Below are 22,672 nucleotides of genomic sequence, written 5' to 3' on the forward strand. Positions count from 1 at the left end.
TAAGAAAGCAGGGAAAAACAACAGGTTCACTTCGGTTTTGCCGCTGTTTCTCAACGGAAAAGTCGACAACAAATGAATAATTTGTGCGCTAATGAACAGCTGCGGGAGAAAACATGATGGACGATCTGGAGCAGAATTTGCTGTTTCGCTACATGGGGACTCACAGCCCGTGGTGGCGCTTATCAGCTGACAGCAACGCTCTGCACCTTTCCACCAGCGAAAATGCCGATGTCACTCAGGTCGTGGCGCTGGACGATGAACAGGCCGATCTCATCCGTCATTTAACCGTTATTACCTCCAGCATTTCCATGTCGCTCTCCCTGTACGGAGAAGATGTCCCGGTTCATCTTGTGGGTCGTAAAATTACCCGTAACGAGTGGGCCGGAACCGCTTCCGCCTGGAACGATACGCCCTCCGTGGCACGCGATCTGGCTCAAGGGCTCTCTTTTGCGGAACAGGTTGTCTCTGAGGCCAACTCCGTCATTGTTATTCTCGATCGGCACGGCAATATCCAGCGTTTTAACCGGCTTAGCGAAGAGTATACCGGCCTGAAAGAGCAAGAAGTGATTGGCCAGAACGTGTTTAAGCTGTTTATGAGCCGCAGCGAAGCGGCCGCTTCAAAGCGCAATATTACCGGTTTTTTTCGCAACGGCAGCTCCTACGAAGTCGAACGCTGGATCAAAACGCGTAAAGGGCAGCGGCTGTTTCTGTTCAGAAACAAATTCGTTCACAGCGGCAGCGGTAAAAATGAAATTTTCCTTATCTGTTCCGGGACAGATATTACCGAGGAACGCCGCGCTCAGGAGCGGCTGCGCGTGCTGGCCAATACCGATACCATCACCGGCTTGCCAAACCGCAATGCGATCCACGATCTGATTTCTGACGCCATCGTCAACCGCGGCGACACGCAGGTAGGCGTGGTGTATCTCGATCTGGATAACTTTAAAAAGGTCAACGACGCTTACGGGCATATGTTTGGCGATCAGCTGTTACAGGCTGTCGCCCTCGCCATTTTGAGCTGTCTGGATGAGGAACAGGTGCTGGCGCGACTGGGCGGTGATGAGTTTATCGTCATGGCCACCAATACCTCACAGGGCTCTCTGGAGGCGATGGCGTCGCGCATTTTAACCCGTCTGCGCCAGCCGTTCCGAATCGGTCTGATTGAGATTTATACCGGCTGCTCTCTGGGTATCGCCCTCGCCCCGCAGCATGGTAGCGACCGGGAAAGCGTCATTCGTAACGCCGATACCGCCATGTACACCGCCAAAGAGAACGGCCGGGGCAAGTTCTGCGTCTTCTCACCCGAGATGAACCAGCGCGTATTTGAGTATCTCTGGCTCGATACCAACCTGCGTAAAGCTCTGGATAACGATCAGCTTCTAATTCACTATCAGCCCAAAATAACCTGGCGTGGGGAAGTCAGAAGCCTTGAAGCACTGGTCCGCTGGCAATCACCAGAACGCGGCCTGATCCCGCCGCTGGAGTTTATCTCTTATGCCGAGGAGTCGGGGCTGATTGTGCCGCTGGGCCGCTGGGTGATGCTTGATGTGGTTCGCCAGGTGGCGAAATGGCGCGATAAGGGAATTAACCTGCGCGTGGCGGTGAACGTCTCTGCACGACAGCTGGCCGACCAGACTATCTTCAGCGACTTAAAGCAGGCGCTGAAGGATCTGAATTTTGAATACTGCCCTGTCGACGTTGAGTTGACCGAAAGCTGTCTTATCGAGAACGAAGAGCTGGCGCTGTCCGTGATCCAGCAGTTCAGCAGACTCGGGGCGCAAATTCATCTGGATGATTTTGGCACCGGCTACTCTTCTCTTTCGCAGCTCGCCCGCTTCCCTATCGACGCCATTAAACTCGATCAATCCTTTGTCAGGGACATTCATAAGCAGTCCATTTCACAGTCACTGGTGCGCGCTATCGTCGCGGTGGCGCAGGCGTTAAATCTTCAGGTGATTGCCGAAGGTGTGGAAAATGCAAAAGAAGACGCCTTTCTGACCAAGAACGGCGTCAACGAACGGCAGGGTTTTCTGTTTGCTAAGCCTATGCCCGCTGCCGCATTCGAGCGATGGCTAAAACGATATCAAGCGCGAAATCAACGTTAACTGGCTTTACGCAGACCCGCCGCATGATGGCGGTTTTGCAGCGTGACCAGACGCTCCATGTAGGCGATATCTTTCGGCTCCAGGCAGAAAGCAGCATCCACCCAGTCTTCGGTTATGTCCATCAGTTCACTGCGAGGCAATTGTAGAACGCGGGTACGGGCGCGCAGCATCGCCCTTACGCCGTTCAGTTTTGGCCGCAGCGTATCGATGAAAGTTCGGGTGGAGACATAGCTTTGTCCGGGTTCAAACAGAACATCCACCAGCCCATGCTGTTCGTACCATTCAGCCGTATGGGATTCCCCTTTGTAGATGAGTTCTTCCGCCAGCTTCATGCCCGAACGGCGTGCGACCAGGGAATATCCCCCCATGCCCGGAAACAGATTGAAGGCAATCTCTGGGAAACCTAAACGGGCATCGCGCTGAGCCAGGGCGAAATGGTGCGCCAGAGCGGCCTCAAAACCGCCTCCTAGAGCACTGCCTTCGACCATTGCCAGAGTGATGGCTCCCGTATCAAACCCCCGTGAGGCCGCATGGACGCAATCAACGCAGGCGCGCGCGTACGCCCGCAACGCTTCCCGACGTCCGTTCTGAATGCACTCGACGAAGAACTGTAAGTCACCGCCCACATTGTACATCTCCGGAACCAGCGATCCGGTTACCCAAAAATCAACCGCAAAACCAGACTGGCGAACCAGCCATGAAAAGTTCATGATCTCCTCAATTAACGCATGGTTAAAGCAAGGTCGCGGCTGAGCCCGCAGCATCATCCAGACGGTGTGACGCTCCGCCTCGTAATAACCCGACAGCTGAGTGAACCGTTCAGTATCGGTAAACAGTGTACAGGTAGGCTGATTGATAACTGTCATAGTCTAATTCCTCTTATAAAAAAGCGCCTTGCGCGCAGTTTTAGACTAATCCACTCATTAAGCCTGCTGCATGAGGGGGAATAAATTTATCACTTACGTTTATGTAATTTAGTTATTGCATTTTTTCCCTTCTCTTTTGACCCTAATTTCTGCATCATTGAAAATATTAACTTTTCGCGCCTGGAGTGAGATTATGTCGACTATTGACGCACAAGCTGTAGCACAACGAATTGATACCGTGCTGGATATCCTGGTGGCAGGCGATTATCACTCTGCTATCCGTAATCTCGAGATCCTGAAGTCTGAACTTCTCGCTCAGAATGGCGCTGACAATACGCCTGAAAACGGACAGCCAAAAGCGCCGTGGGAAGTTTAACCCCACTGTCTCCGACCTCGTTTCGCTTTATTAAATGGATGCTATGAATTCCCGACAACAACTCATTTTGCAGATGGTCATCGATCAGGGACGCGTAAGCGTAGTCGATCTCGCTAAAACCACTGGCGTTTCTGAAGTCACCATCCGTCAGGATCTTAATCTGCTGGAAAAACAGAGCTATCTGCGTCGTGCGCACGGATATGCTGTCCCGCTGGACAGTGATGACGTTGAGACGCGCATGATGAACAACTACGCGCTCAAACGTGAACTGGCGGAATTTGCCGCGTCCCTGGTGAACAACGGCGAGACCGTCTTTATTGAAAACGGCAGCAGTAATGCCCTTCTGGCGCGCACGCTTGCCGATCAAAAAGACGTGACCATTATCACCGTCAGCAGCTATATCGCGCATTTGCTCAAAGAGACGCGCTGCGAGGTGATACTGCTCGGCGGAATTTACCAGAAAAAAAGCGAAAGCATGGTAGGCCCGCTGACCCGTCAGTATGTCCAGCAGGTTCATTTCAGCAAGGCATTTATCGGGATTGACGGCTGGCAACCAGAGACAGGTTTTACCGGTCGGGATATGATGCGCTCTGACGTGGTGAATGCGGTGCTGGAAAAAGAGTGTGAAGCCATTGTGCTCACTGACAGCTCTAAATTTGGCGCCGTTCACCCTTACACGATGGGCCCCGTTTCACGCTTTAGCCGCGTGATTACCGACGAGCGGTTGAGCGACGCGCACCGTATTAAACTGGAAGACAGTGGTCTGATCGTCAATATTATTAAAACCAGCGCCTGACTCCCCTCCGCGCCCGAACTTCGGGCGCATACGCCCTTCTTTCTCTGAGATGATTCTTAACCCTGCTTTAAGAGTTTTTACCTGTTTAACCTGCATTAAAGTCGTAAAATTACTGTTAGCGATATAACAGGAAGTGACTATCACCTGCGTGATGAAGTAACGCCTGCGCGACCAGCTTTCACGGGAAAAAGAATTAAGTATTCGATTCGTCTATACTTAATGCGCACATCTTTCCGTGAATCGATAATTCAGGAGAAAGTATTATGACCTTAACCAGCAAAAAATTAGCCGCCGCTGTTCTGGCAATCACTGTAGCAATGTCCCTGAGCGCGTGCTCTAACTGGTCTAAACGCGACCGTAACACCGCTATTGGTGCCGGTGCCGGTGCTCTCGGTGGTGCAGTATTAACGGATGGTAGTACGCTGGGTACATTAGGTGGCGCTGCCGTCGGTGGTATTATCGGTCACCAGGTTGGCAAATAATAACTATCCAAGCCTTCCCCGGTAATGCGATATTTAAACGCATTTCAGGTCTGACATACGCACGTATATAACACGAGCCACGGCATTTGCCGTGGCTCATTTATTTTAGCCGCCTGCCAGTTTGACTTTCATACCTTTGGCTTCCAGCAGAGTTTTAATTAAATCACGTTTATCACCCTGTATTTCAATAATGCCGTCTTTCACGGCACCGCCGCAGCCACATTTCTTTTTAAGTTCGGCGGCCAGCGCTGTCAGTTCAGCATCATCAAGGTCAATGCCGGAGATTAGACAAACCCCTTTTCCTTTTCGTCCACTGGTCTGGCGCTGGATCCGAACGATGCCGTTCCCCTTTGGACGTTCCACTTTCGCTTTCGGTTCGTCAATACGCCCGCTATCGGTTGAATAGACCAGGCGGCTGTTGGAATCGGTCATTACGCCCCCTTCTTCAGCGATGCGTTAATAGCCTTAAGCGTCTCAGCCGGGTTTGCAGACTGCGTCACCGGACGCCCAATGACCATGTAGTCAACGCCTGCAGCCAGCGCCTGCTCAGGCGTCATAATGCGGCGCTGATCGCCCACGTCGCTGCCTGCAGGACGGATACCCGGCGTGACCAGTTTAAAATCCTTGCCCAGCGCTGATTTGAAACGTACCGCTTCCTGCGCGGAGCAGACGACGCCATCCAGGCCGCAATGCTGGGTCAGACGCGCGAGACGTTCGGCATGCTCGGCGGGTGACAACGTCACTCCCAGGTCGCGTAAATCGTTTTCGTCCATACTGGTCAGCACGGTGACCGCAATCAGCAACGGTGCATCTTTACCGAACGGCAGGAGCGCCTCACGGGCAGCGGTCATCATTCTTGCCCCACCTGACGCATGGACATTAACCATCCATACACCCAGTTCTGCGGCTGCGGCAACCGCGTGCGCCGTGGTATTCGGGATATCATGGAATTTCAGATCGAGGAAAACGTCAAAACCGCGCTGCTGCAGATCGCGAACGATTTGCGGTCCAAACAGCGTGAACATCTCTTTGCCAACTTTCAGACGGCAGTCGCGAGGGTCAATGCCGTCGACAAACGCGAGTGCAGCGTCACGCTTATTGTAATCAAGCGCAACAACAACAGGAGAATCCGTAATTACTCGGGAAGTGGAGGATGTAACAGACGTCATGACCAGCCCTTTTCGTCTATGGGCGCGCAGCGGCGCGGAACAGATAAACGGCCAGCATTCTACCTGCCGTCGTCGCAAATTGACAGAATCCATTTATTTCCCTGACAGGCCAGCAAACCGCACGGTGTTGAGAAATCGTTAAATGCCATCAGTATGTTGTAACTAAAATGAAGGCTTTTAAAAAAATTACTGCCCGTCCAGGCCACGGATTGGCTTGATAGTGGACCAGGCGCGGCAGGAAGGACAGTGCCAATAGAGCGTATACGCGGTAAAACCACACTTCTGACAACGATAGCGTGGCTTGCTGCGCACCTGCTCGCCAACCATGTCGCGCAGCACCATCAGGCTCTCTTTGGCGCGCCCTTCTTCCGCGTCGTTAAGGTGGTAATCCATCAGCTTATGGAAGACCCGCATGGTCGGATGACGCTGCAGCTGACGCGTAATGTAAACCTGCGCAGTGTCGCTTCCTTCATACTGTTCAACGACGTCTGAGAGCATCAGTTCAGCGGTGGCACCGGTGTTCTCTTCCACGCAGCGACGCAGGAATGCGACCCACTCTTCCTGCTTATCCAACTGCTGATAGCAGGTTTGCAGCATTTCCAGCGTTTCACTGACCAGCTCTTTGTCCTGGTCGATCACCCGCAGCAGGCTTTCAACGGCTTTGGCGTAGTCGCCATTCGCCATAAAGACACGCCCCATCATGATGGAGATTCGCGCGCTGTTGCGATCCGCGGCGGCACCTTTCTTCAGTAACGCCATGGCTTTGTCCATGTCGTCATTGCCCATCTGCTGAAGCGCAAGCTCACAGTAGAAATGGGCTATCTCAACGCGCTGCTTATCTTTCCCCAGCTTCACCAGACGTTCAGCCGTATCAATGGCTTTCTGCCAGTCGCTGGTGGCCTGATAAATCTGCAGGAGCTGCTGCAGCGCGCCGATGCGGAAATCTGTTTCATCCACCAGTTGGGAGAACATATCTTCAGCGCGATCGTACAACCCCGCGGCCATGTAATCCCGCCCCAGCTGTTGCACTGCAAGTAGACGTTGATCGTAGGTCAGAGAGGCGCTTTCCATCAGCGTCTGGTGAATACGAATGGCGCGGTCAACCTCGCCGCGCGAGCGGAACAGGTTTCCCAGGGTGAGATGCGCTTCAACCGTCCCGGTATCCTCTTTCAGCATATCGAGGAACAGGTCTACCGCTTTGTCCTGCTGATTGCTCAGGAGGAAGTTTACCCCCGCAACGTAGTCGCGGGAGAGCCGATTGGCCTCATCCTGTTTTGTTTGTTGCGCACTTCTGCGGCCCATATACCAGCCATAGGCTGCGGCTACAGGCAAAAGCAGAAACAACAACTCCAGCATAGTCGATTATTCCTTCACGACCGGCACACCAGAGCTTTCCGGGATGTCAGACGCAGGGGCAATGTTATTTTCAAGTCGCTTAATTTTACGTTCAGCGCGCGCAAGCGAAACACGGACTTTCAGCCAGAACAGACCGCAAACCAGCCAGCCAATGGCAAAGCCGGCAGCAAATAAGACCGCCAGCAGGCTCGAGACGCGATACTCACCCTGAGCCAGCAGATAGTTAAACGTCACCTGCTGATCGTTTTGTGCACCCAACGTGACTGAAATGACAAAAATCGCCAATACCAGTAAGAAAATGAGTAAATATTTCACATTACTTCCCGTTATGTGGTTCAAGCGAATAAAGTGTGTTCAATTCACCGCAATCAGCCTTATAAACTACCATTTTAGCGACGAGCGCGAAACGGAAAAAGTGACGCGCAGGTCATGGATCTATGGGCGAAATACGGAATATCAACCGTCAGGCGTCGGTTTGGTCCCTTTCGGCTATTTCTGCTTTCTCTTCTGGCTGTGGCGTTAGCGGGCCGCAGAATCGTTCAGTGAGCCAGGTCGCCAGCACGATCAGCAACCATGAGATGAGCGTGGCGACGACCAGGTCGCGCGGCCAGTGCATCCCCAGCAGCAAGCGGCTTCCCATAACCCCCGTCGCCCAGACCAGTAAAATCGCGATCGTAATCGTTCGACGCCTAGGCCAAAGCAGCCCAACCCCCAGCAACGCCCAGCTGGCCGCAAACATGGTGTGACCAGAAGGAAACGCGAACCCCGTCTCTTTCTGCCAGTGTTTACGCAAGAATTTCGGGATATCCTGCTGTTCCGCAAGCTGTTCCTTTACCAGCGCACCACGATCTTTACGCTTTAAATTGTAGAACTCATCCACCGGAACATGATGGGTTTTTTCCAGCCAGACGACAAAAGGACGCGGCTCCTGGACGCGATCTTTCACCCAGGACTTCACCCCCTGACCGACAATGATAGCGCCACCGAGGATAGCAAAGAGCATCAGTGCCGCGCGCAGGCGAAAGCGCAGGCACCACAGAAACCAGGCGCAGAGGAGTACGTGGGTAATTATTCCCCATGGCTGGGTGACCGTTTCCGTTATCCAGTATAAGGTTTTCAGCCACATGGCATTATGCCCGGGCTGCCACATCCAGCCTGAAAGCCATACGGTCAGAGGCATAATCAGTAAAATGGCCGCACCTGCTGCCGTACGTCTGGCGATTGAAAGCATGTCTTCTCCTTTTTCGCTAAGCGTCACAATCATAACTGAAATTAATCCTTTGGGTGGATATGTCGGATCGTGCGTTTAACGTTCATATAGCATGGTGCCCATTAGGCGAACCTGCTGAGCTTGTGGCAAAATGAACTGATACAGAAAGCAAAACAGGGCAAAGGCACGAAACGTGTCAGCCTACTCTGGAGAATCACATGCAGCTTAAACGTGTGGCAGAAGCCAAACTGCCAACCCCATGGGGCGATTTCCTGATGGTGGGTTTTGAAGAACTGGCAACCGGACAGGATCATGTCGCGCTGGTGTATGGCGACATTTCAGGGCAGACGCCGGTACTGTCCCGCGTCCATTCAGAGTGTCTCACCGGCGACGCGCTGTTCAGCCTGCGCTGTGATTGTGGTTTCCAGCTGGAAGCCGCCCTGTCCCATATTGCAGAAGAAGGCCGCGGCGTGCTGCTTTATCACCGTCAGGAAGGTCGTAATATTGGCCTGCTAAATAAAATTCGCGCCTACGCGCTTCAGGACCAGGGCTACGATACGGTTGAAGCAAACCATCAGCTCGGCTTTGCCGCTGACGAACGCGACTTCACCTTGTGCGCCGATATGTTCAAGCTGCTGGGCGTGGACGAAGTTCGCCTGCTGACCAATAACCCGAAAAAAGTGGAGATCCTGACCGAAGCGGGGATCAACATCGTCGAGCGTGTACCGCTGATTGTCGGCCGTAACCCGAAAAACGCCCACTACCTTGATACCAAAGCCGCCAAAATGGGCCATCTGCTGAAAGAGTAATGCTAAAAAGCCCGGCACGCGTGCCGGGCTCGTTTCATCAATCCAGCATCTTACGAATCACATAATGTAAAATGCCGTCGTTCTGGTAATAGGTCAGCTCGGTTGCCGTATCTATACGGCACCGGCAATCCAGCACCTCGGTTTTCCCGTCTGCACGGGTTAACTTTACCGGCACCGTTTTACCTGGCTGCAGGCTTTGCAGACCGCTAATCTCAATCAGCTCTTCCCCGGTCAGGCCCAGCGTTTTACGCGTCATCCCCTGCGGGAACTCAAGCGGCAGGATCCCCATACCGATCAGATTCGAACGGTGAATACGTTCGAACGATTCGGCGATGACCACACGAACGCCAAGCAGACGCGGACCTTTCGCCGCCCAGTCGCGGCTGGAGCCGGAACCGTACTCTTTCCCGGCGATCACCGCCAGCGGCGTACCTTCCTGCTGATATTTGACTGCCGCATCATAAATCGACACGACTTCCGTCCCCGGCAGATGACGGGTCATGCCCCCTTCCACGCCCGGTACCATTTCGTTACGAATGCGGATGTTGGCAAAGGTCCCGCGCATCATGACCTCATGGTTGCCACGACGCGATCCGTAGGAGTTAAAATCGCGACGCTCGACGCCCCGGCTCTGCAGGTAACGGCCCGCCGGGCTATCGGCTTTGATACTCCCCGCCGGAGAGATATGGTCCGTCGTGACGGAATCTCCCAGCATCGCCAGGATGCGCGCGCCGTGGATATCCTTAAGCGGTGCCGGCTCGGCGAGCATCTCATCAAAGAACGGCGACAGACGAATATAGGTCGAGTCATCCTGCCAACCATAGGTATCCGAACCTGCAACGTTGATGGCTTTCCATTCCGGAGTGCCTTCAAAGACTTCCGCGTATTCTTTACGGAACATCTCGGTAGAAACCTTCTCAACGGCCAGCGCGATTTCACGCGATGATGGCCAGATATCTTTCAGATAGACAGGGTCATTCTTGCGATCGTGACCAATTGGATCGGTCGCCAGGTTGATATTCATGTTCCCTGCCAGGGCATAAGCCACAACCAGCGGCGGCGAGGCGAGCCAGTTGGTTTTCACCAGCGGGTGAATGCGCCCTTCAAAGTTACGGTTACCGGATAGAACGGCGCCTACCGTCAGGTCACCCTGTTTGATCGCCGTTTCAATGGGTTCAGGCAGCGGGCCGGAGTTACCAATACAGGTCGTACAGCCGTAGCCCACGAGGTTAAAGCCCAGTTCGTCAAGGTACGGCGTCAGTTTGGCCTGCGCCAGGTAATCAGATACCACTTTGGAACCCGGTGCCAGCGAGGCCTTAACCCATGGCTGAGGTTTTAGCCCAAGCTCTACCGCCTTTTTAGCCAACAAACCAGCCGCCATTAACACGCTGGGGTTTGAAGTGTTGGTGCAGGAGGTAATGGCCGCAATAACTACCGCGCCATCCGGGAGCAGATACTGATGTCCATTCAGAACATAGTCGACGGGGCGATGGTCTTTCTGCGCCACGTTCACCTCCAGCGCATTGCTGGCGGCAAAGGCTTTTGGCACGTCACTCAGCGCAACCCGATCCTGCGGACGTTTCGGCCCGGCGAGGCTCGCCTCGACGCTTCCCATATCGAGTTCTAACGTACTGGTGAAGACCGGTTCATCACCCGGGTTTCGCCACATGCCCTGCGCTTTGGTATAGGCCTCCACCAGCGCGACCTGCTCTTCGCTGCGCCCGCTAAGGCGCATGTATTCCAGCGTGACATCATCAATGGGGAAAAAGCCACAGGTTGCACCGTATTCCGGCGCCATATTGGCAATGGTGGCACGGTCGGCCAGCGGCAGCGAATCCAGACCATCACCGTAGAATTCTACAAACTTGCCCACCACACCATGCTTACGCAGCATCTGAGTGACGGTGAGCACCAGATCGGTGGCAGTAATGCCTTCAGACAGCTTACCGGTAAGCTTGAAGCCCACCACGTCAGGAATAAGCATGGACACCGGCTGGCCGAGCATGGCCGCTTCTGCTTCGATACCGCCGACGCCCCAGCCCAACACGCCCAAACCGTTAATCATAGTGGTATGGGAGTCCGTGCCCACCAGCGTGTCCGGATAGGCGACCCACTCTTTATCCTGCAACTCACTCCAGACGGCTTTCCCCAGATATTCAAGGTTAACCTGGTGACAAATCCCGGTACCCGGCGGGACCACGCTAAACCGGCTGAATGCCTGCTGCCCCCACTTCAGGAATACATACCGCTCGTGGTTACGTTCCATCTCGAGACGCACGTTCTCGCCAAAGGCGTCATCATCGCCAAAGCGGTCAACGGTTACGGAATGGTCAATGACAAGGTCTACAGGGGAAAGCGGATTCACTTTTGCCGTATCTCCGCCGAGACGCTTAACGGCCTCGCGCATCGCGGCTAAATCAACGACGGCAGGGACACCGGTAAAGTCCTGCATCAGCACCCTGGCCGGGCGATAGGCGATTTCTCTGTCGGCATGGGCATTTTCAAGCCACCCTGCCAGCGCCTTGATATCATCGAGGGTGACAGAGTCACCGTCCTGCCAGCGTAAAAGATTTTCCAGTAAAACTTTCAATGACTTGGGTAAACGCGAAATGTCCCCAAGCGTTCTGGCAGCCAGCGGCAGGCTGTAGTAATGCCAGGTTTTATTTTCTGCCTGTAATGTGTCCTTACTGGCTTCGCGTAGGGTTAACGACATAAGCTCCTCCTTAATCACAGAGATGCCCCGACAATCATCAGGGCCGTAATTAAAGATAACACAAAGATGTCGTAACGTTTTGATAACAACCCAAATTGATAAATTTAGGATTGGTCCCGAACGGGAAAACAAAAAACCCCGCCGTAGCGAGGTTTTACAATTTAGTGGAGGGCCAACCAGATGAGCTGACTCCAGAACAGAATCGACACGGTAAAAACGCCGATCCATGACCAGTATTTGTGAGACGTCATGTTATTCATCATAGGGACACCAGGCATTATTTATAAAAAGTTCCGAGGTTTGTCCTCAGTGCTATATTGCTGATGTGTATTTATTAAAGAGTACAAAAGTGCAGAGTCGATATTCAGACTATTTGCATCATTACGCAATAAACTAAATTATTGTTTTTTGGGTTCGTCTTCTGCGAACACATCAATAAACGCCTGCTGCTGCGGCGTCAGTTTCCAGGACGCGGGTACAACAGTCGCAGGTGCTTTACGCCCTCTGTGGCCGTTGTCACGATGCTGACACATCTGTTTTACCGTTTCTGTACGTACCGTCACTGCCATATTCAACCCCAATATTTCCAGGCCAGGAGAGCAACCACCACCCAAAACAGGGTAGAGACGAGAAAGACCGCCAGCCAGGCTTTACGCTTGAGCGCAGGATCCCTTTGCGGTTCTTCACTTCCTGAAGGCATTGCTAACCTCATACAATCGACATCGCTTATCATTTAGGACCAAACAATTGGTACAATTAATCATCTGTTGAGATAAATCCTAAAGAAACTTTAGCCGAAAAGCCAGTGAATTTACGCACCGGAAGGTATGAAATATTCATTCTTTTGACCAGAAATAAATAATTGAAAAGAAAAATTTGCGAAGGCGTTAATTAGTTTCTACTTTTGTCGTCAATTCACGACATTATAACCCTACTGATTAAATGGATAATGACATTATATGACAGGGGATACGCAGATGATGATAATTCTAATTTAGCTTTGAGGCGTTATTTCAGTATCTTTCCCTTAGGGAAAGATACCGGGTGTGATTATTTTTCGGGGAGTTTGATATCTTTAAACATCTCTTCAATATCTTCATTTGAGCGTAATGCAACGGCGGTATCAACAACGTCACGCGTTAAATGAGGGGCAAAGCGCTGAATAAAATCATACATATAGCTGCGCAGGAAGGTGCTGCGACGGAAGCCAATCTTAGTGGTGCTATGACTGAAAACATCGTGCGCATCAAGACGCACCAGATCAGGGTCTGACACCGGGTCCACCGCCATGCTGGCAATAACACCCACCCCCAGACCAAGCCGCACATAGGTCTTAATCACGTCGGCATCCGTCGCGGTAAAGACAATGCGTGGCGTTAACCCTGCCCGATTAAAGGCCGTATCAAGCTCGGAGCGTCCGGTAAAGCCAAACGTATACGTCACCAGAGGATATTGGGCCAGCTCTTCGATAGTGACGGACCCTTTACCTGCCAGGGGGTGATCGGGGGTCACCACGATAGAACGGTTCCAGTGGTAGCACGGGAGCATCACCAGATCGTCATAGAGGTGAAGCGCTTCGGTGGCGATGGCGAAGTCTGCATTCCCCTTGGAAACGGCTTCAGCGATTTGCGTTGGCGACCCCTGGTGCATATGCAAAGAGACGCGAGGATAACGCCCTATAAAGCCTTTAATGACACCAGGTAACGCATAGCGCGCCTGAGTATGCGTCGTGGCAATATACAGCGAGCCTTTATCCGGCCAGGTATGCTCCCCGGCCACAGACTTGATCGCATCGACTTTAGAGAGGACTTCCCGCGCAATGCGGATGATTTCCTGCCCCGCAGGCGTCACTTGGGTAAGATGCTTACCGCTGCGGGCGAAGATCTGAATGCCTAACTCATCCTCCAGCATACGAACTTGTTTGCTGATGCCCGGTTGCGAGGTATATAACCCCTCGGCGGTAGAAGAGACGTTAAGGTTATGATTCACCACCTCAACGATATAACGAAGCTGCTGTAATTTCATGCCAGACCATCCGATTTAGCGCATGCGGTCAATCGCTTAAGACGATTTAATAATAAGAAACAGGTTAACTATAACCACTATATCATTTATAGCCTGACTGTATAGTACGGAACAAAAAATAATAACAAGGCAATAAAAAAGGGCCGGAAATCCGGCCCTTTTACAGGTAAGTTACGGTAAGGGAAGATTATTTCTTGCCTTCAACCCATTTGCCATCGACAAAGAAGGCTGACCATCCGGTCGCTTTACCCTCTTTCTCTGCCGCAACATACTGCTGCTTGGTTTTACGGCTAAAGCGCACCACGGTTTTGTTGCCTTCCGGATCCTGCTGTGGCGCATCGGCCAGATAACGCAGTTTCTCAGGCAGACGATCGCGGAAGCGATGCAGCTCTTCCACCAGCGGCGCGCGGGTTTCACGCGATTTCGGGAAGGTGTTGGCGGCCAGGAAGACACCCGCAGCGCCGTCACGCAGCACGAAGTACGCGTCGGATTTCTCACAAGGCAGCTCTGGCAGCGGAACCGGATCTTCCTTCGGCGGAGCCACTTCACCGTTACGCAGAATTTTGCGCGTGTTTTTACAGTCGTCGTTGGTGCACGCCATGTACTTACCGAAGCGCCCCATTTTCAGGTGCATTTCAGAACCGCACTTCTCGCACTCCACAATCGGGCCATCATAGCCCTTAATGCGGAACTCACCCTCTTCGATCTCATATCCGTCGCAGGTCGGGTTATTACCGCAGACGTGCAGCTTGCGTTTGGGATCGATCAGGTAGCTGTCCATCGCCGTGCCGCATTTCTGACAGCGACGCTTGGCCCGCAGCGCGTTGGTTTCCGCATCGTCACCTTCCAGCACGTTGAGAACTTCGTTCTCAGGCACCAGGTTGATGGTGGTTTTGCAGCGCTCTTTTGGCGACAGCGCATAGCCGGAGCAGCCAAGGAATACGCCCGTCGTGGCAGTACGGATCCCCATCTTGCGACCACAGGTTGGACAGTCGATGCTGGTCAGAACCATCTGGTTAGGCAACATACCGCCCTCTTCAGGGTCTTTCTCCGCTTTTTCAAGCTGGTCAGTAAAGTCGCTGAAGAAGCTGTCGAGTACCTTTTTCCATTCCGCCTGGTGGCTGGCAACCTGGTCGAGGCTGTCTTCCATTTGCGCGGTGAAATCGTAATTCATCAGCTCGCGGAAGTTTGCTTCCAGACGGTCGGTGACGATCTCGCCCATTTTTTCCGCATAGAAACGGCGGTTTTCAACGCGCACGTAGCCACGGTCCTGAATCGTCGAGATGATGGACGCGTAGGTCGACGGTCGACCAATACCGCGTTTTTCCAGCTCTTTCACCAGGGACGCTTCACTGAAGCGCGCAGGCGGCTTGGTGAAGTGCTGGGCAGGCACGAGGTCAACCAGCGAGAGTTCATCCCCTTTGTTCACTGCCGGCAGCGTTCGGTCTTCATCGCCTTTACGCAGCGCAGGCATCACTTTCGTCCAGCCGTCAAAACGCAGGATACGACCGCGAGCTTTAAGACGGAACTCACCCGCGCCAACGGTCAGCGTGGTGGAGTCGTACTGCGCTGGCGTCATCTGGCACGCCACGAACTGGCGCCAGATCAGCTGATACAGCTTCTGCGCGTCGGCTTCCATATCCTTCAGCGATTCAGCCAGGACAGAGACATCAGAAGGACGAATCGCTTCGTGCGCTTCCTGAGAGTTCTCTTTGCTGGCAAACTGGTTAGTGCTTTCCGGCAGGTATTTCTTACCGAAGTTGTCGCTGATGTAGCCGCGCACCATGTTGACCGCGTCCTGGCTCAGGTTGGTTGAGTCGGTACGCATGTAGGTGATATAGCCCGCTTCATACAGACGCTGGGCCATCATCATGGTCTTCTTCACGCCATAACCCAGACGCGTACTTGCAGCCTGTTGCAGGGTGGAGGTGATAAAAGGCGCACCAGGCTTACTGCTGGTCGGTTTGTCTTCGCGTTCCAGCACCTGATAGCGTGCCTTTTCAAGCAGCGCCACGGCGGCCATGGTCTGGTCGCGGTTTTCCGGACGGAAAGGCTTATCGTTCTGATGGCTTACCTGCAGCGGCAGAGCGTCACCGCCCGGCGTGGTCACATTGGCGTCAACTTCCCAGAACTCTTCCGGGACGAAGGCTTTAATCTCGCGCTCACGCTCAACGACCAGACGCACTGCGACGGATTGCACACGCCCTGCGGACAGGCCACGGGCAATCTTCTTCCACAGCAGTGGAGAAACCATGTAGCCCACAACGCGGTCCATAAAGCGACGTGCCTGCTGGGCGTTTACACGGTCAATATTCAGTTCGCCCGGCTTCTCAAACGCCTGACGAATCGCATTCTTCGTAATTTCGTTAAACACTACACGGCTGTAGCGTTTGTCATCACCACCAATCACTTCCCGCAGGTGCCACGCAATGGCTTCCCCTTCGCGGTCAAGGTCGGTTGCGAGATAGATGTGGTCTGCTTTTTCAGCAAGCTGCTTCAGCTCGTTAACGACTTTTTCTTTCCCTGGAAGCACTTCATATTGTGCATCCCAGTTATGCCATGGGTTAACACCCATGCGGTTGACAAGCGCGCTACGTTCATCCTTTTTAGGCTTTTTAGCCCCTTTGGTGGAGGTAGAGTCTGCGCTCTTTTTGCTGGCTGAGCCACTGGTCGGCAAATCGCGGATATGACCAACGCTGGACTTAACCACGTAGTCATTACCCAGATACTTATTGATCGTTTTGGCTTTTGCCGGGGACTCAACGATGACGAGAGCTTTACCCATATTCACCTTTACCTAATTTAATTCTTCCAGGAATACGCCGCACGTTGATTTCCCTTCCGCTGACGACGAGCCAATGATATTGCGACTGCGTCAGGAGATATCAACCCCTTTGTCTTACCGGGCGTTAAAGAAAAGACGCCCAGGTGATTGAGTTCTCGGGTATTTTTCTCACATCTCGTGTAATTCGTGACGAATTCCCGGTTGAATGTCAAGCAATTCTGTTGCCAGAATGACGAAAGCGCACACTCTACCTGATAAAATTCGTTACGCAACTTTATTAGCATGCAAAAGCAAATCCCGCCAGCCAGGCCCCTGCAGCTTATCCCCTCACATTACAGGGAAAATTTGCCCCCAAAGCGCCCCCGGCGTAGACTATTGTCACTGTTTAAGGAGTGGATTATGCAGAATACGACCCAACCTATTGACCGAGCCTCTCTGCTTATCGAAGCAAACAAGCTTATCCGTGACCATGAAGATACGCTGGCGGGTATTGAAGCCACCGGCGTAGAACAGCGCAATGGGCTGCTGGTTTTCAGCGGCGAATACTTCCTTGACGAACAGGGGTTGCCGACCCCGAAAAGCACCGCCGTGTTTAACATGTTTAAATATCTGGCGCATACGCTTTCAGAGAAATATCACCTGGTCGATTAATGCAAAACGCGAGGCATCTGCCTCGCGTTTTTGTTTACAACAGGGGTTTTTGCCCGCGCTGTAGCCAGCGCAGCAGCAGGCGGTCAGCACTTTCTGCCGCACTGTTGGTAAAGCGGTCAAGGAGTCGCTTACGCTGGGTAAAGCGCACGCCCACCAGTTCCCGGCCTTCCATCAGGTTGAGCAGCAGATCGTCGCTGGTTCCGATTTCATCTACCAGCCCTTTCTCCTGCGCCTGGACGCCATACCAGTGCTCGCCCGTCGCAACCTGCTCAATGTCCAGCGTCGGGCGCATACGGTGTACAAAATCTTTAAAGAGATGATGCGTTTCGTTGAGATCCTCACGGAATTTTTGGCGCCCTTCCTCCGTGTTTTCCCCCAGCAGCGTCAGGGTGCGTTTGTACTGACCCGCGGTATGAAGTTCAATATCAATCTCTTTATTTTTCAGGAAGCGGTTAAAGTTCGGGATCTGCGCAACAACGCCGATCGAGCCGATAATGGAGAACGGCGCGGCAACAATTTTGTCCGCCACGCAGGCCATCATGTAGCCACCGCTCGCTGCCACTTTATCTACGGCCACGGTCAGCGGGATCTGTTTTTCACGCAGGCGCTGCAGCTGTGAGGCGGCCAGTCCGTAACCGTGAACCACCCCGCCCGGGCTTTCAAGACGCACGACAACCTGATCCTGCGGTGTCGCCACGGCCAGAACGGCAGTCACCTCCTCCCGCAGAGAAGAAACCTCATGCGCATCCATACTGCCTTTAAAATCGAGCACATAGACCCGTGGCGTGGCCTTATCCTGCGGCGCATTGAGTTTTGCTTTTGCCTTTGCCGCTTTAGCTTCCTGTTTATGCTTTTTCTTCTGCGCTTTCAGCCAGAGTTTCTGTTGATGACTATCAAGCAGCGCCAGAGACATATCATCCTGCATCTCTTTATACTGCTCGCTCAGGCGGGTGATGCGTAACTCCCCACGCTGACGCTTGCGCTGCGTCAGGTTGACAATCAGAACGGCAACTACCGCAATGGCAACCACCACCGTCGCGATTTTGGCCAAAAACAACCCATATTGAGAAAGTAATTCCACGCGTTCCACCTTGATTTAACCACGAATCTTTCACGGCAGTGTACAACAGCCCTGCCCATGCGTCTCGCTCGTGACATTACCTCTGCGAGCCGCCTTCAGGAATCCCCGAACTGGAGTTTAAATATTTGCAAATTGTTAATTTTACTGTAATGCGTCCTGTAGACTGATTGAATTATCAGGCGAATTCGGGCATAAAGCCGAAAAGTCATCATAAAGGCGCCATTGCGTTACCGGTCGCCTGAGGAGTCACCGTGCATTATCAACCGCAAAAAAATCTGCTGCAAAACCGGATCATTCTTGTTACCGGTGCGAGCGACGGGATTGGCCGCGAGGCGGCCCTGACATACGCCGAATATGCCGCGAACGTCATTCTGATCGGACGGAACGAAGAAAAACTGAAAAACGTCGCTCTGGAGATTGAGTCGGTATCTGGTGCGCCAGCCCCGTGGTATACCCTCGATTTACTGACCTGCACGCCCGCAGTGTGCCAGGAATTAGCCCAGCGCATTAGCGCTCACTATCCGAGACTCGACGGCGTGCTGCATAACGCCGGTTTGTTAGGCGAAGTGCGTCCAATGGATGAACAGGACCCTGATATCTGGCAGCAGGTGATGCAGGTCAACGTTAACGGCACGTTTTTCCTCACACAGGCATTGCTTCCTTTATTACTCAAATCCGAGTCAGGGTCTCTGGTCTTTACCTCTTCCAGCGTTGGTCGTGAAGGACGCGCAAACTGGGGAGCCTATGCCGTATCAAAATTCGCGACCGAAGGCATGATGCAGGTACTGGCGGAGGAGTATCAAAGCCGCCATCTGCGCGTAAACTGCATTAACCCGGGCGGTACGCGCACTAAAATGCGCGCCAGCGCGTTCCCGAGCGAAGATCCGCAGAAGCTGAAAACCCCGGCAGACATTATGCCGCTCTATCTTTGGCTGATGGGCGACGACAGCCGCCGCAAAACCGGGATGACCTTCGACGCCCAGCCGGGCCGTAAACCAGGAATTTCGCAATGAGTGAAGAACGTCATCAGCAGCGCCAGCAGCGTCTGAAAGAACAGGTCAATGCGCGCGTCGCGGCAGCCCAGGACGAGCGAGGGATCGTCATCGTCTTTACTGGCAACGGCAAAGGCAAAACCACCGCCGCGTTTGGCACCGCTACCCGCGCGGTCGGCCACGGGCAGAAGGTCGGCATTATTCAGTTTATTAAAGGTGAGTGGCCTAACGGCGAGCGTAATCTGCTTGAGCCCCACGGGGTTGAGTTTCAGGTGATGGCGACCGGATTTACGTGGGACACCCAGAATCGTGAAACCGACACCGCAGCCTGTCTGGCCGTCTGGGAGCACGCTAAAAGAATGCTGGCCGATCCTTCACTCAATATGGTTCTGCTGGATGAGATCACCTATATGGTCGCCTACGACTATTTGCCGCTGGACGCCGTGCTTAATGCACTGAAAAACCGTCCCGCCCATCAGACGGTCATCATCACGGGCCGCGGGTGTCATCGGGATATTCTGGAGCTGGCAGATACCGTCAGCGAGCTGCGTCCGGTTAAACATGCGTTTGATGCGGGCATCAAAGCGCAAATGGGGATTGATTACTAAAGAAAAAAGCCCGGTGTCTTGACCGGGCTTTTACATTAACCGTTGTTATTACGGCTGCCGGAGCGACGGCTGCTGCTCACCTGGCTGTGGCGCTTCACGGCGCGACGGATCTGATTCGCCTTCATACGACGGCGGTCTTTTTCCACCGCCACTTTAGAGGTGGTTTCCGGCGTCAGGCCGACCAGCTCGCGCAGGTAGTTGGTTTGGGTCAGATCCAGTTCGGTATAACCCCCACGCGGCAAACCTTTCGGCAGCAGGATGTCGCCGTAGCGGACGCGGATCAGGCGGCTAACCTGCACGCCTACCGCTTCCCAGAGACGACGCACTTCGCGGTTGCGGCCTTCGGTCAGGGTCACGTTGTACCACTGGTTGATACCTTCTCCACCGGTGAACTTGATGGTTTTGAACGCCGCAGGACCGTCTTCCAGCTGAACGCCACGCGACAGGTCGCGCAGTTTATTCTCATCAACCTGGCCGAACACGCGCACCGCGTATTCACGTTCCACTTCACGGCTTGGATGCATCAGACGGTTTGCCAGTTCACCATCGGTGGTAAACAGCAGCAGACCGCAGGTATTCACGTCCAGACGACCAACGGCAATCCAGCGAGCGCCACGCAGTTTAGGCAGACGGTCAAACACCGTCGGGCGACCTTCCGGGTCATTGCGGGTACACAGCTCGCCTTCCGGCTTGTAGTAAGCCAGCACGCGGCAGATTTGTTCGGCAGACTCTTTCACGGAGATAAGATGACCGTCGATACGGATCTTCAGCCCCGGTACGATTTCTACGCGGTCACCCAGCGTGGCGATTTTACCGTCCACACTCACGCGGCCCGCTTCAATAATGGCTTCGATTTCACGGCGTGAACCGTGGCCGGCACGCGCCAGCACTTTCTGTAACTTCTCGCTCATTGAGCTTCCTCAGGTGTCGCCTTCACAGGCGTCGAATCAGGTCAAAAGAGGGCTGAGCCCTGCTTTGATGGCCGCGTAGTATATCTGCTTATACCATTACAAGAAAGGCTTTACGTCACCCACGCCTTCTCGAATCACTTCCGGCGCATCTTCGGTTAAGTCGACCACGGTAGTGGGCTGCTGGCCGAGATAGCCGCCGTGAATAATTAGCTCGACCACCTTTTCCAGACGATCTTTGATCTCTTCCGGATCGGACTCGGTAAACTCGCTGCCGGGCAGCATCAGCGAGGTAGAAAGCATCGGTTCGCCGAGGGTTTCCAGCAGCGCCTGCGCTATCGGGTTCGACGGCACGCGCATACCGATAGTCTTGCGCTTTTCCTGCAGCAGGCGGCGCGGCACCTCTTTCGTCCCTTTCAGGATGAAGGTGTAGTTACCCGGCGTATTGTTCTTAATCAGGCGAAACGCCACGTTATCCACATAAGCATAGGTGGACAGCTCAGAGAGATCGCGGCACATCAGGGTAAAGTTATGCCCGTCCGGCAGCTGGCGAATACGGCAAATACGCTCCATTGCCCCTTTGTCTTCAATTTTGCAGCCCAGCGCGTAGCCTGAATCGGTCGGGTAGACAATCACGCCGCCTTTGCGGACGATCTCCACCGCCTGGTTAATCAAACGTGGCTGCGGGTTATCCGGATGGATATAGAAAAACTGACTCATACTTCCCTCTCTTCAATTTGCTGCGGCTGTTCCCAGAGCTGCCAGACCGGCTCAACGCCAGCGGGCAGCCAGAGCTTGCGCCCCAGTTCGATCCACGCGCAGGGCTGATGAAAATCAGAGCCCTGTGACCCAAGCAGGCCGAACTGGCGGGCATAGGTCGCGAGCTGGGCGCGCTCGTTGGGCGCCTGCTGACACTGGGCGACTTCCATCGCCTCGCCACCGCATTCGGCAAAGTGCGCCAGCAGCCTTTTCAGCCATTTAGCAGAAAGATTATACCGGCCCGGATGGGCCAGCACGGCCTTACCGCCAGAATGATGAATCACATCAATAGCTTGTTTTATTGTACACCACTGTGGAGGAACGTATCCGGTTTTCCCGCGCGCCAGATATTTTTTAAAGACATCCGCCATCGTCGTGGCTTTACCCGCCTCTACCAGAAAACGGGCGAAATGACCGCGCGTGACCGCCCCGCCGTTCGCCAGCTTTTGGGCACCTTCCAGCGCGCCCGGAATATGCGCCTTTTCCAGACGCTCGCCGATCATCTCTGCGCGCTGGTTGCGGCGCGTTTTTTGTTCTTGCAAAAAGGCAGTAAGTGCCGGATGGTCTATATCGATGTTCAGGCCAACGATATGAATCTCATGGTTTTCCCAGACGGTCGAAATTTCGACGCCGGACACCAGATTGAGCGCCAGCCCGCTGCGGGCGATCTCGGCGCGCGCCGCCGGTATTGCATCCGTCGTATCGTGATCGGTTATCGCCAGCGTACCAACGCGCATTTCAACGGCACGATGAACCAGGGCTTCGGGTGTCAGCAGGCCATCAGAGGCCTGAGTATGGCTGTGTAAATCATAAATAATAGCGTAGGTGGTATCGCTCAAAGCACTTCCCATAACAGGTTGGAGACATCCGAAACCATCATGATACCGACTTATATCGAAATTCTGAAATCAAGGGTTGACAACACGCCATCGAACTAGTTAACTAGTACGCAAGTTCACACGAGAAAGGTATCTGAAAATG

The 22,672-nt window shown here is 53.6% G+C and carries 24 protein-coding genes; 8 read left to right on the forward strand and 16 right to left on the reverse strand.

What is annotated here, in order from left to right; genetic code table 11:
- Window positions 1–113: 113 nt before the first annotated feature.
- Complete coding sequence (gene pdeR / locus KGP22_RS11975; protein WP_111965957.1) at window positions 114–2,105, forward strand: cyclic di-GMP phosphodiesterase; 1,992 nt, start codon at window positions 114–116, stop codon at window positions 2,103–2,105.
- Here the strand turns inward: pdeR and KGP22_RS11980 are convergent.
- Entirely contained in the window at window positions 2,102–2,971 is an 870-nt protein-coding gene (locus tag KGP22_RS11980) for a crotonase/enoyl-CoA hydratase family protein (RefSeq protein WP_111965956.1), read from the reverse strand. The genes pdeR and KGP22_RS11980 overlap by 4 nt on opposite strands.
- Window positions 2,972–3,164: 193 nt before the next feature.
- Here KGP22_RS11980 and KGP22_RS11985 point away from each other — a divergent pair, with 193 nt between their 5' ends.
- From KGP22_RS11985 to osmB, 3 genes are all read left to right on the forward strand, one after another.
- Window positions 3,165–3,347 (forward strand): hypothetical protein, encoded by a 183-nt coding sequence (locus tag KGP22_RS11985; protein ID WP_111965955.1) that lies wholly within the window; start codon window positions 3,165–3,167, stop codon window positions 3,345–3,347.
- A 43-nt stretch (window positions 3,348–3,390) separates the two neighbouring features.
- A complete protein-coding gene (locus KGP22_RS11990; RefSeq protein ID WP_111965954.1) occupies window positions 3,391–4,143 on the forward strand; it encodes a DNA-binding transcriptional regulator YciT in 753 nt (250 codons plus the stop codon).
- Between the two features lie 263 nt (window positions 4,144–4,406).
- Window positions 4,407–4,625, forward strand: coding sequence for an osmotically-inducible lipoprotein OsmB (gene osmB, locus KGP22_RS11995; RefSeq protein WP_008501216.1), 219 nt, complete (start codon window positions 4,407–4,409; stop codon window positions 4,623–4,625).
- A 105-nt stretch (window positions 4,626–4,730) separates the two neighbouring features.
- Here osmB and yciH read toward each other — a convergent pair whose 3' ends face one another.
- The 5 genes from yciH to pgpB form a co-directional block, all read right to left on the reverse strand.
- Window positions 4,731–5,057 (reverse strand): stress response translation initiation inhibitor YciH, encoded by a 327-nt coding sequence (yciH, locus tag KGP22_RS12000; RefSeq protein ID WP_223579059.1) that lies wholly within the window; start codon window positions 5,055–5,057, stop codon window positions 4,731–4,733.
- The gene (gene pyrF / locus KGP22_RS12005) at window positions 5,057–5,794 is read right to left on the reverse strand and encodes an orotidine-5'-phosphate decarboxylase (protein WP_023335943.1); all 738 of its coding nucleotides are present in this window, start codon (window positions 5,792–5,794) and stop codon (window positions 5,057–5,059) included. Before pyrF ends, yciH begins: the two co-directional genes overlap by 1 nt.
- A gap of 186 nt (window positions 5,795–5,980) precedes the next feature.
- Window positions 5,981–7,150: a lipopolysaccharide assembly protein LapB gene (gene lapB / locus KGP22_RS12010; RefSeq protein ID WP_111965952.1), complete on the reverse strand. Its 1,170-nt coding sequence runs from the start codon at window positions 7,148–7,150 to the stop codon at window positions 5,981–5,983.
- Window positions 7,151–7,156: 6 nt separating this feature from the next.
- Window positions 7,157–7,465 carry a LapA family protein gene (locus tag KGP22_RS12015; RefSeq protein ID WP_023312067.1) on the reverse strand — a complete coding sequence of 103 codons (309 nt, stop codon included), beginning with the start codon at window positions 7,463–7,465 and terminating at the stop codon, window positions 7,157–7,159.
- A gap of 148 nt (window positions 7,466–7,613) precedes the next feature.
- Window positions 7,614–8,381 (reverse strand): phosphatidylglycerophosphatase B, encoded by a 768-nt coding sequence (gene pgpB / locus KGP22_RS12020; protein ID WP_223582441.1) that lies wholly within the window; start codon window positions 8,379–8,381, stop codon window positions 7,614–7,616.
- Between the two features lie 197 nt (window positions 8,382–8,578).
- On the opposite strand from pgpB, the gene ribA reads away from it, so the two are divergent.
- Window positions 8,579–9,169 carry a GTP cyclohydrolase II gene (gene ribA, locus KGP22_RS12025; protein WP_008501210.1) on the forward strand — a complete coding sequence of 197 codons (591 nt, stop codon included), beginning with the start codon at window positions 8,579–8,581 and terminating at the stop codon, window positions 9,167–9,169.
- A 37-nt stretch (window positions 9,170–9,206) separates the two neighbouring features.
- Here ribA and acnA read toward each other — a convergent pair whose 3' ends face one another.
- The 6 genes from acnA to topA form a co-directional block, all read right to left on the reverse strand.
- Window positions 9,207–11,882: an aconitate hydratase AcnA gene (gene acnA / locus KGP22_RS12030; RefSeq protein WP_223579061.1), complete on the reverse strand. Its 2,676-nt coding sequence runs from the start codon at window positions 11,880–11,882 to the stop codon at window positions 9,207–9,209.
- 161 nt (window positions 11,883–12,043) lie between these two features.
- Window positions 12,044–12,142, reverse strand: coding sequence for a small membrane protein YmiC (ymiC, locus tag KGP22_RS12035; protein ID WP_032623144.1), 99 nt, complete (start codon window positions 12,140–12,142; stop codon window positions 12,044–12,046).
- A gap of 138 nt (window positions 12,143–12,280) precedes the next feature.
- Window positions 12,281–12,451, reverse strand: coding sequence for a hypothetical protein (locus KGP22_RS12040; RefSeq protein ID WP_032656727.1), 171 nt, complete (start codon window positions 12,449–12,451; stop codon window positions 12,281–12,283).
- A gap of 2 nt (window positions 12,452–12,453) precedes the next feature.
- Window positions 12,454–12,594 carry a YmiA family putative membrane protein gene (locus KGP22_RS12045; protein ID WP_213327741.1) on the reverse strand — a complete coding sequence of 47 codons (141 nt, stop codon included), beginning with the start codon at window positions 12,592–12,594 and terminating at the stop codon, window positions 12,454–12,456.
- A 338-nt stretch (window positions 12,595–12,932) separates the two neighbouring features.
- Complete coding sequence (cysB, locus tag KGP22_RS12050) at window positions 12,933–13,907, reverse strand: HTH-type transcriptional regulator CysB (protein WP_223579066.1); 975 nt, start codon at window positions 13,905–13,907, stop codon at window positions 12,933–12,935.
- Window positions 13,908–14,094: 187 nt separating this feature from the next.
- Window positions 14,095–16,692, reverse strand: a complete 2,598-nt coding sequence (topA, locus tag KGP22_RS12055; RefSeq protein WP_149367044.1) for a type I DNA topoisomerase — start codon at window positions 16,690–16,692, stop codon at window positions 14,095–14,097.
- A gap of 399 nt (window positions 16,693–17,091) precedes the next feature.
- Here topA and KGP22_RS12060 point away from each other — a divergent pair, with 399 nt between their 5' ends.
- Window positions 17,092–17,343 carry a YciN family protein gene (locus KGP22_RS12060; RefSeq protein ID WP_223579070.1) on the forward strand — a complete coding sequence of 84 codons (252 nt, stop codon included), beginning with the start codon at window positions 17,092–17,094 and terminating at the stop codon, window positions 17,341–17,343.
- A gap of 34 nt (window positions 17,344–17,377) precedes the next feature.
- On the opposite strand, the gene sohB is transcribed toward KGP22_RS12060, so the two are convergent.
- Window positions 17,378–18,424 carry a protease SohB gene (sohB, locus tag KGP22_RS12065; protein ID WP_223579072.1) on the reverse strand — a complete coding sequence of 349 codons (1,047 nt, stop codon included), beginning with the start codon at window positions 18,422–18,424 and terminating at the stop codon, window positions 17,378–17,380.
- A gap of 251 nt (window positions 18,425–18,675) precedes the next feature.
- Between sohB and KGP22_RS12070 the strand changes: the two genes are divergently transcribed.
- Together KGP22_RS12070 and cobO are read left to right on the forward strand one after the other, a co-directional pair.
- Entirely contained in the window at window positions 18,676–19,437 is a 762-nt protein-coding gene (locus KGP22_RS12070; protein ID WP_223579077.1) for a YciK family oxidoreductase, read from the forward strand.
- Window positions 19,434–20,024 carry a cob(I)yrinic acid a,c-diamide adenosyltransferase gene (cobO, locus tag KGP22_RS12075; protein ID WP_223579079.1) on the forward strand — a complete coding sequence of 197 codons (591 nt, stop codon included), beginning with the start codon at window positions 19,434–19,436 and terminating at the stop codon, window positions 20,022–20,024. Before KGP22_RS12070 ends, cobO begins: the two co-directional genes overlap by 4 nt.
- Window positions 20,025–20,059: 35 nt before the next feature.
- Here the strand turns inward: cobO and rluB are convergent, their stop codons facing one another.
- The 3 genes from rluB to rnm form a co-directional block, all read right to left on the reverse strand.
- The gene (gene rluB / locus KGP22_RS12080; protein WP_023312076.1) at window positions 20,060–20,935 is read right to left on the reverse strand and encodes a 23S rRNA pseudouridine(2605) synthase RluB; all 876 of its coding nucleotides are present in this window, start codon (window positions 20,933–20,935) and stop codon (window positions 20,060–20,062) included.
- 96 nt (window positions 20,936–21,031) lie between these two features.
- A complete protein-coding gene (locus KGP22_RS12085) occupies window positions 21,032–21,652 on the reverse strand; it encodes an L-threonylcarbamoyladenylate synthase (RefSeq protein WP_003856793.1) in 621 nt (206 codons plus the stop codon).
- Window positions 21,649–22,530 (reverse strand): RNase AM, encoded by an 882-nt coding sequence (gene rnm / locus KGP22_RS12090; protein WP_115875441.1) that lies wholly within the window; start codon window positions 22,528–22,530, stop codon window positions 21,649–21,651. Before rnm ends, KGP22_RS12085 begins: the two co-directional genes overlap by 4 nt.
- Window positions 22,531–22,672: the final 142 nt, after the last annotated feature.

The organism is Enterobacter sp. JBIWA005 (assembly GCF_019968805.1).
Classification (GTDB): domain Bacteria; phylum Pseudomonadota; class Gammaproteobacteria; order Enterobacterales; family Enterobacteriaceae; genus Enterobacter; species Enterobacter vonholyi.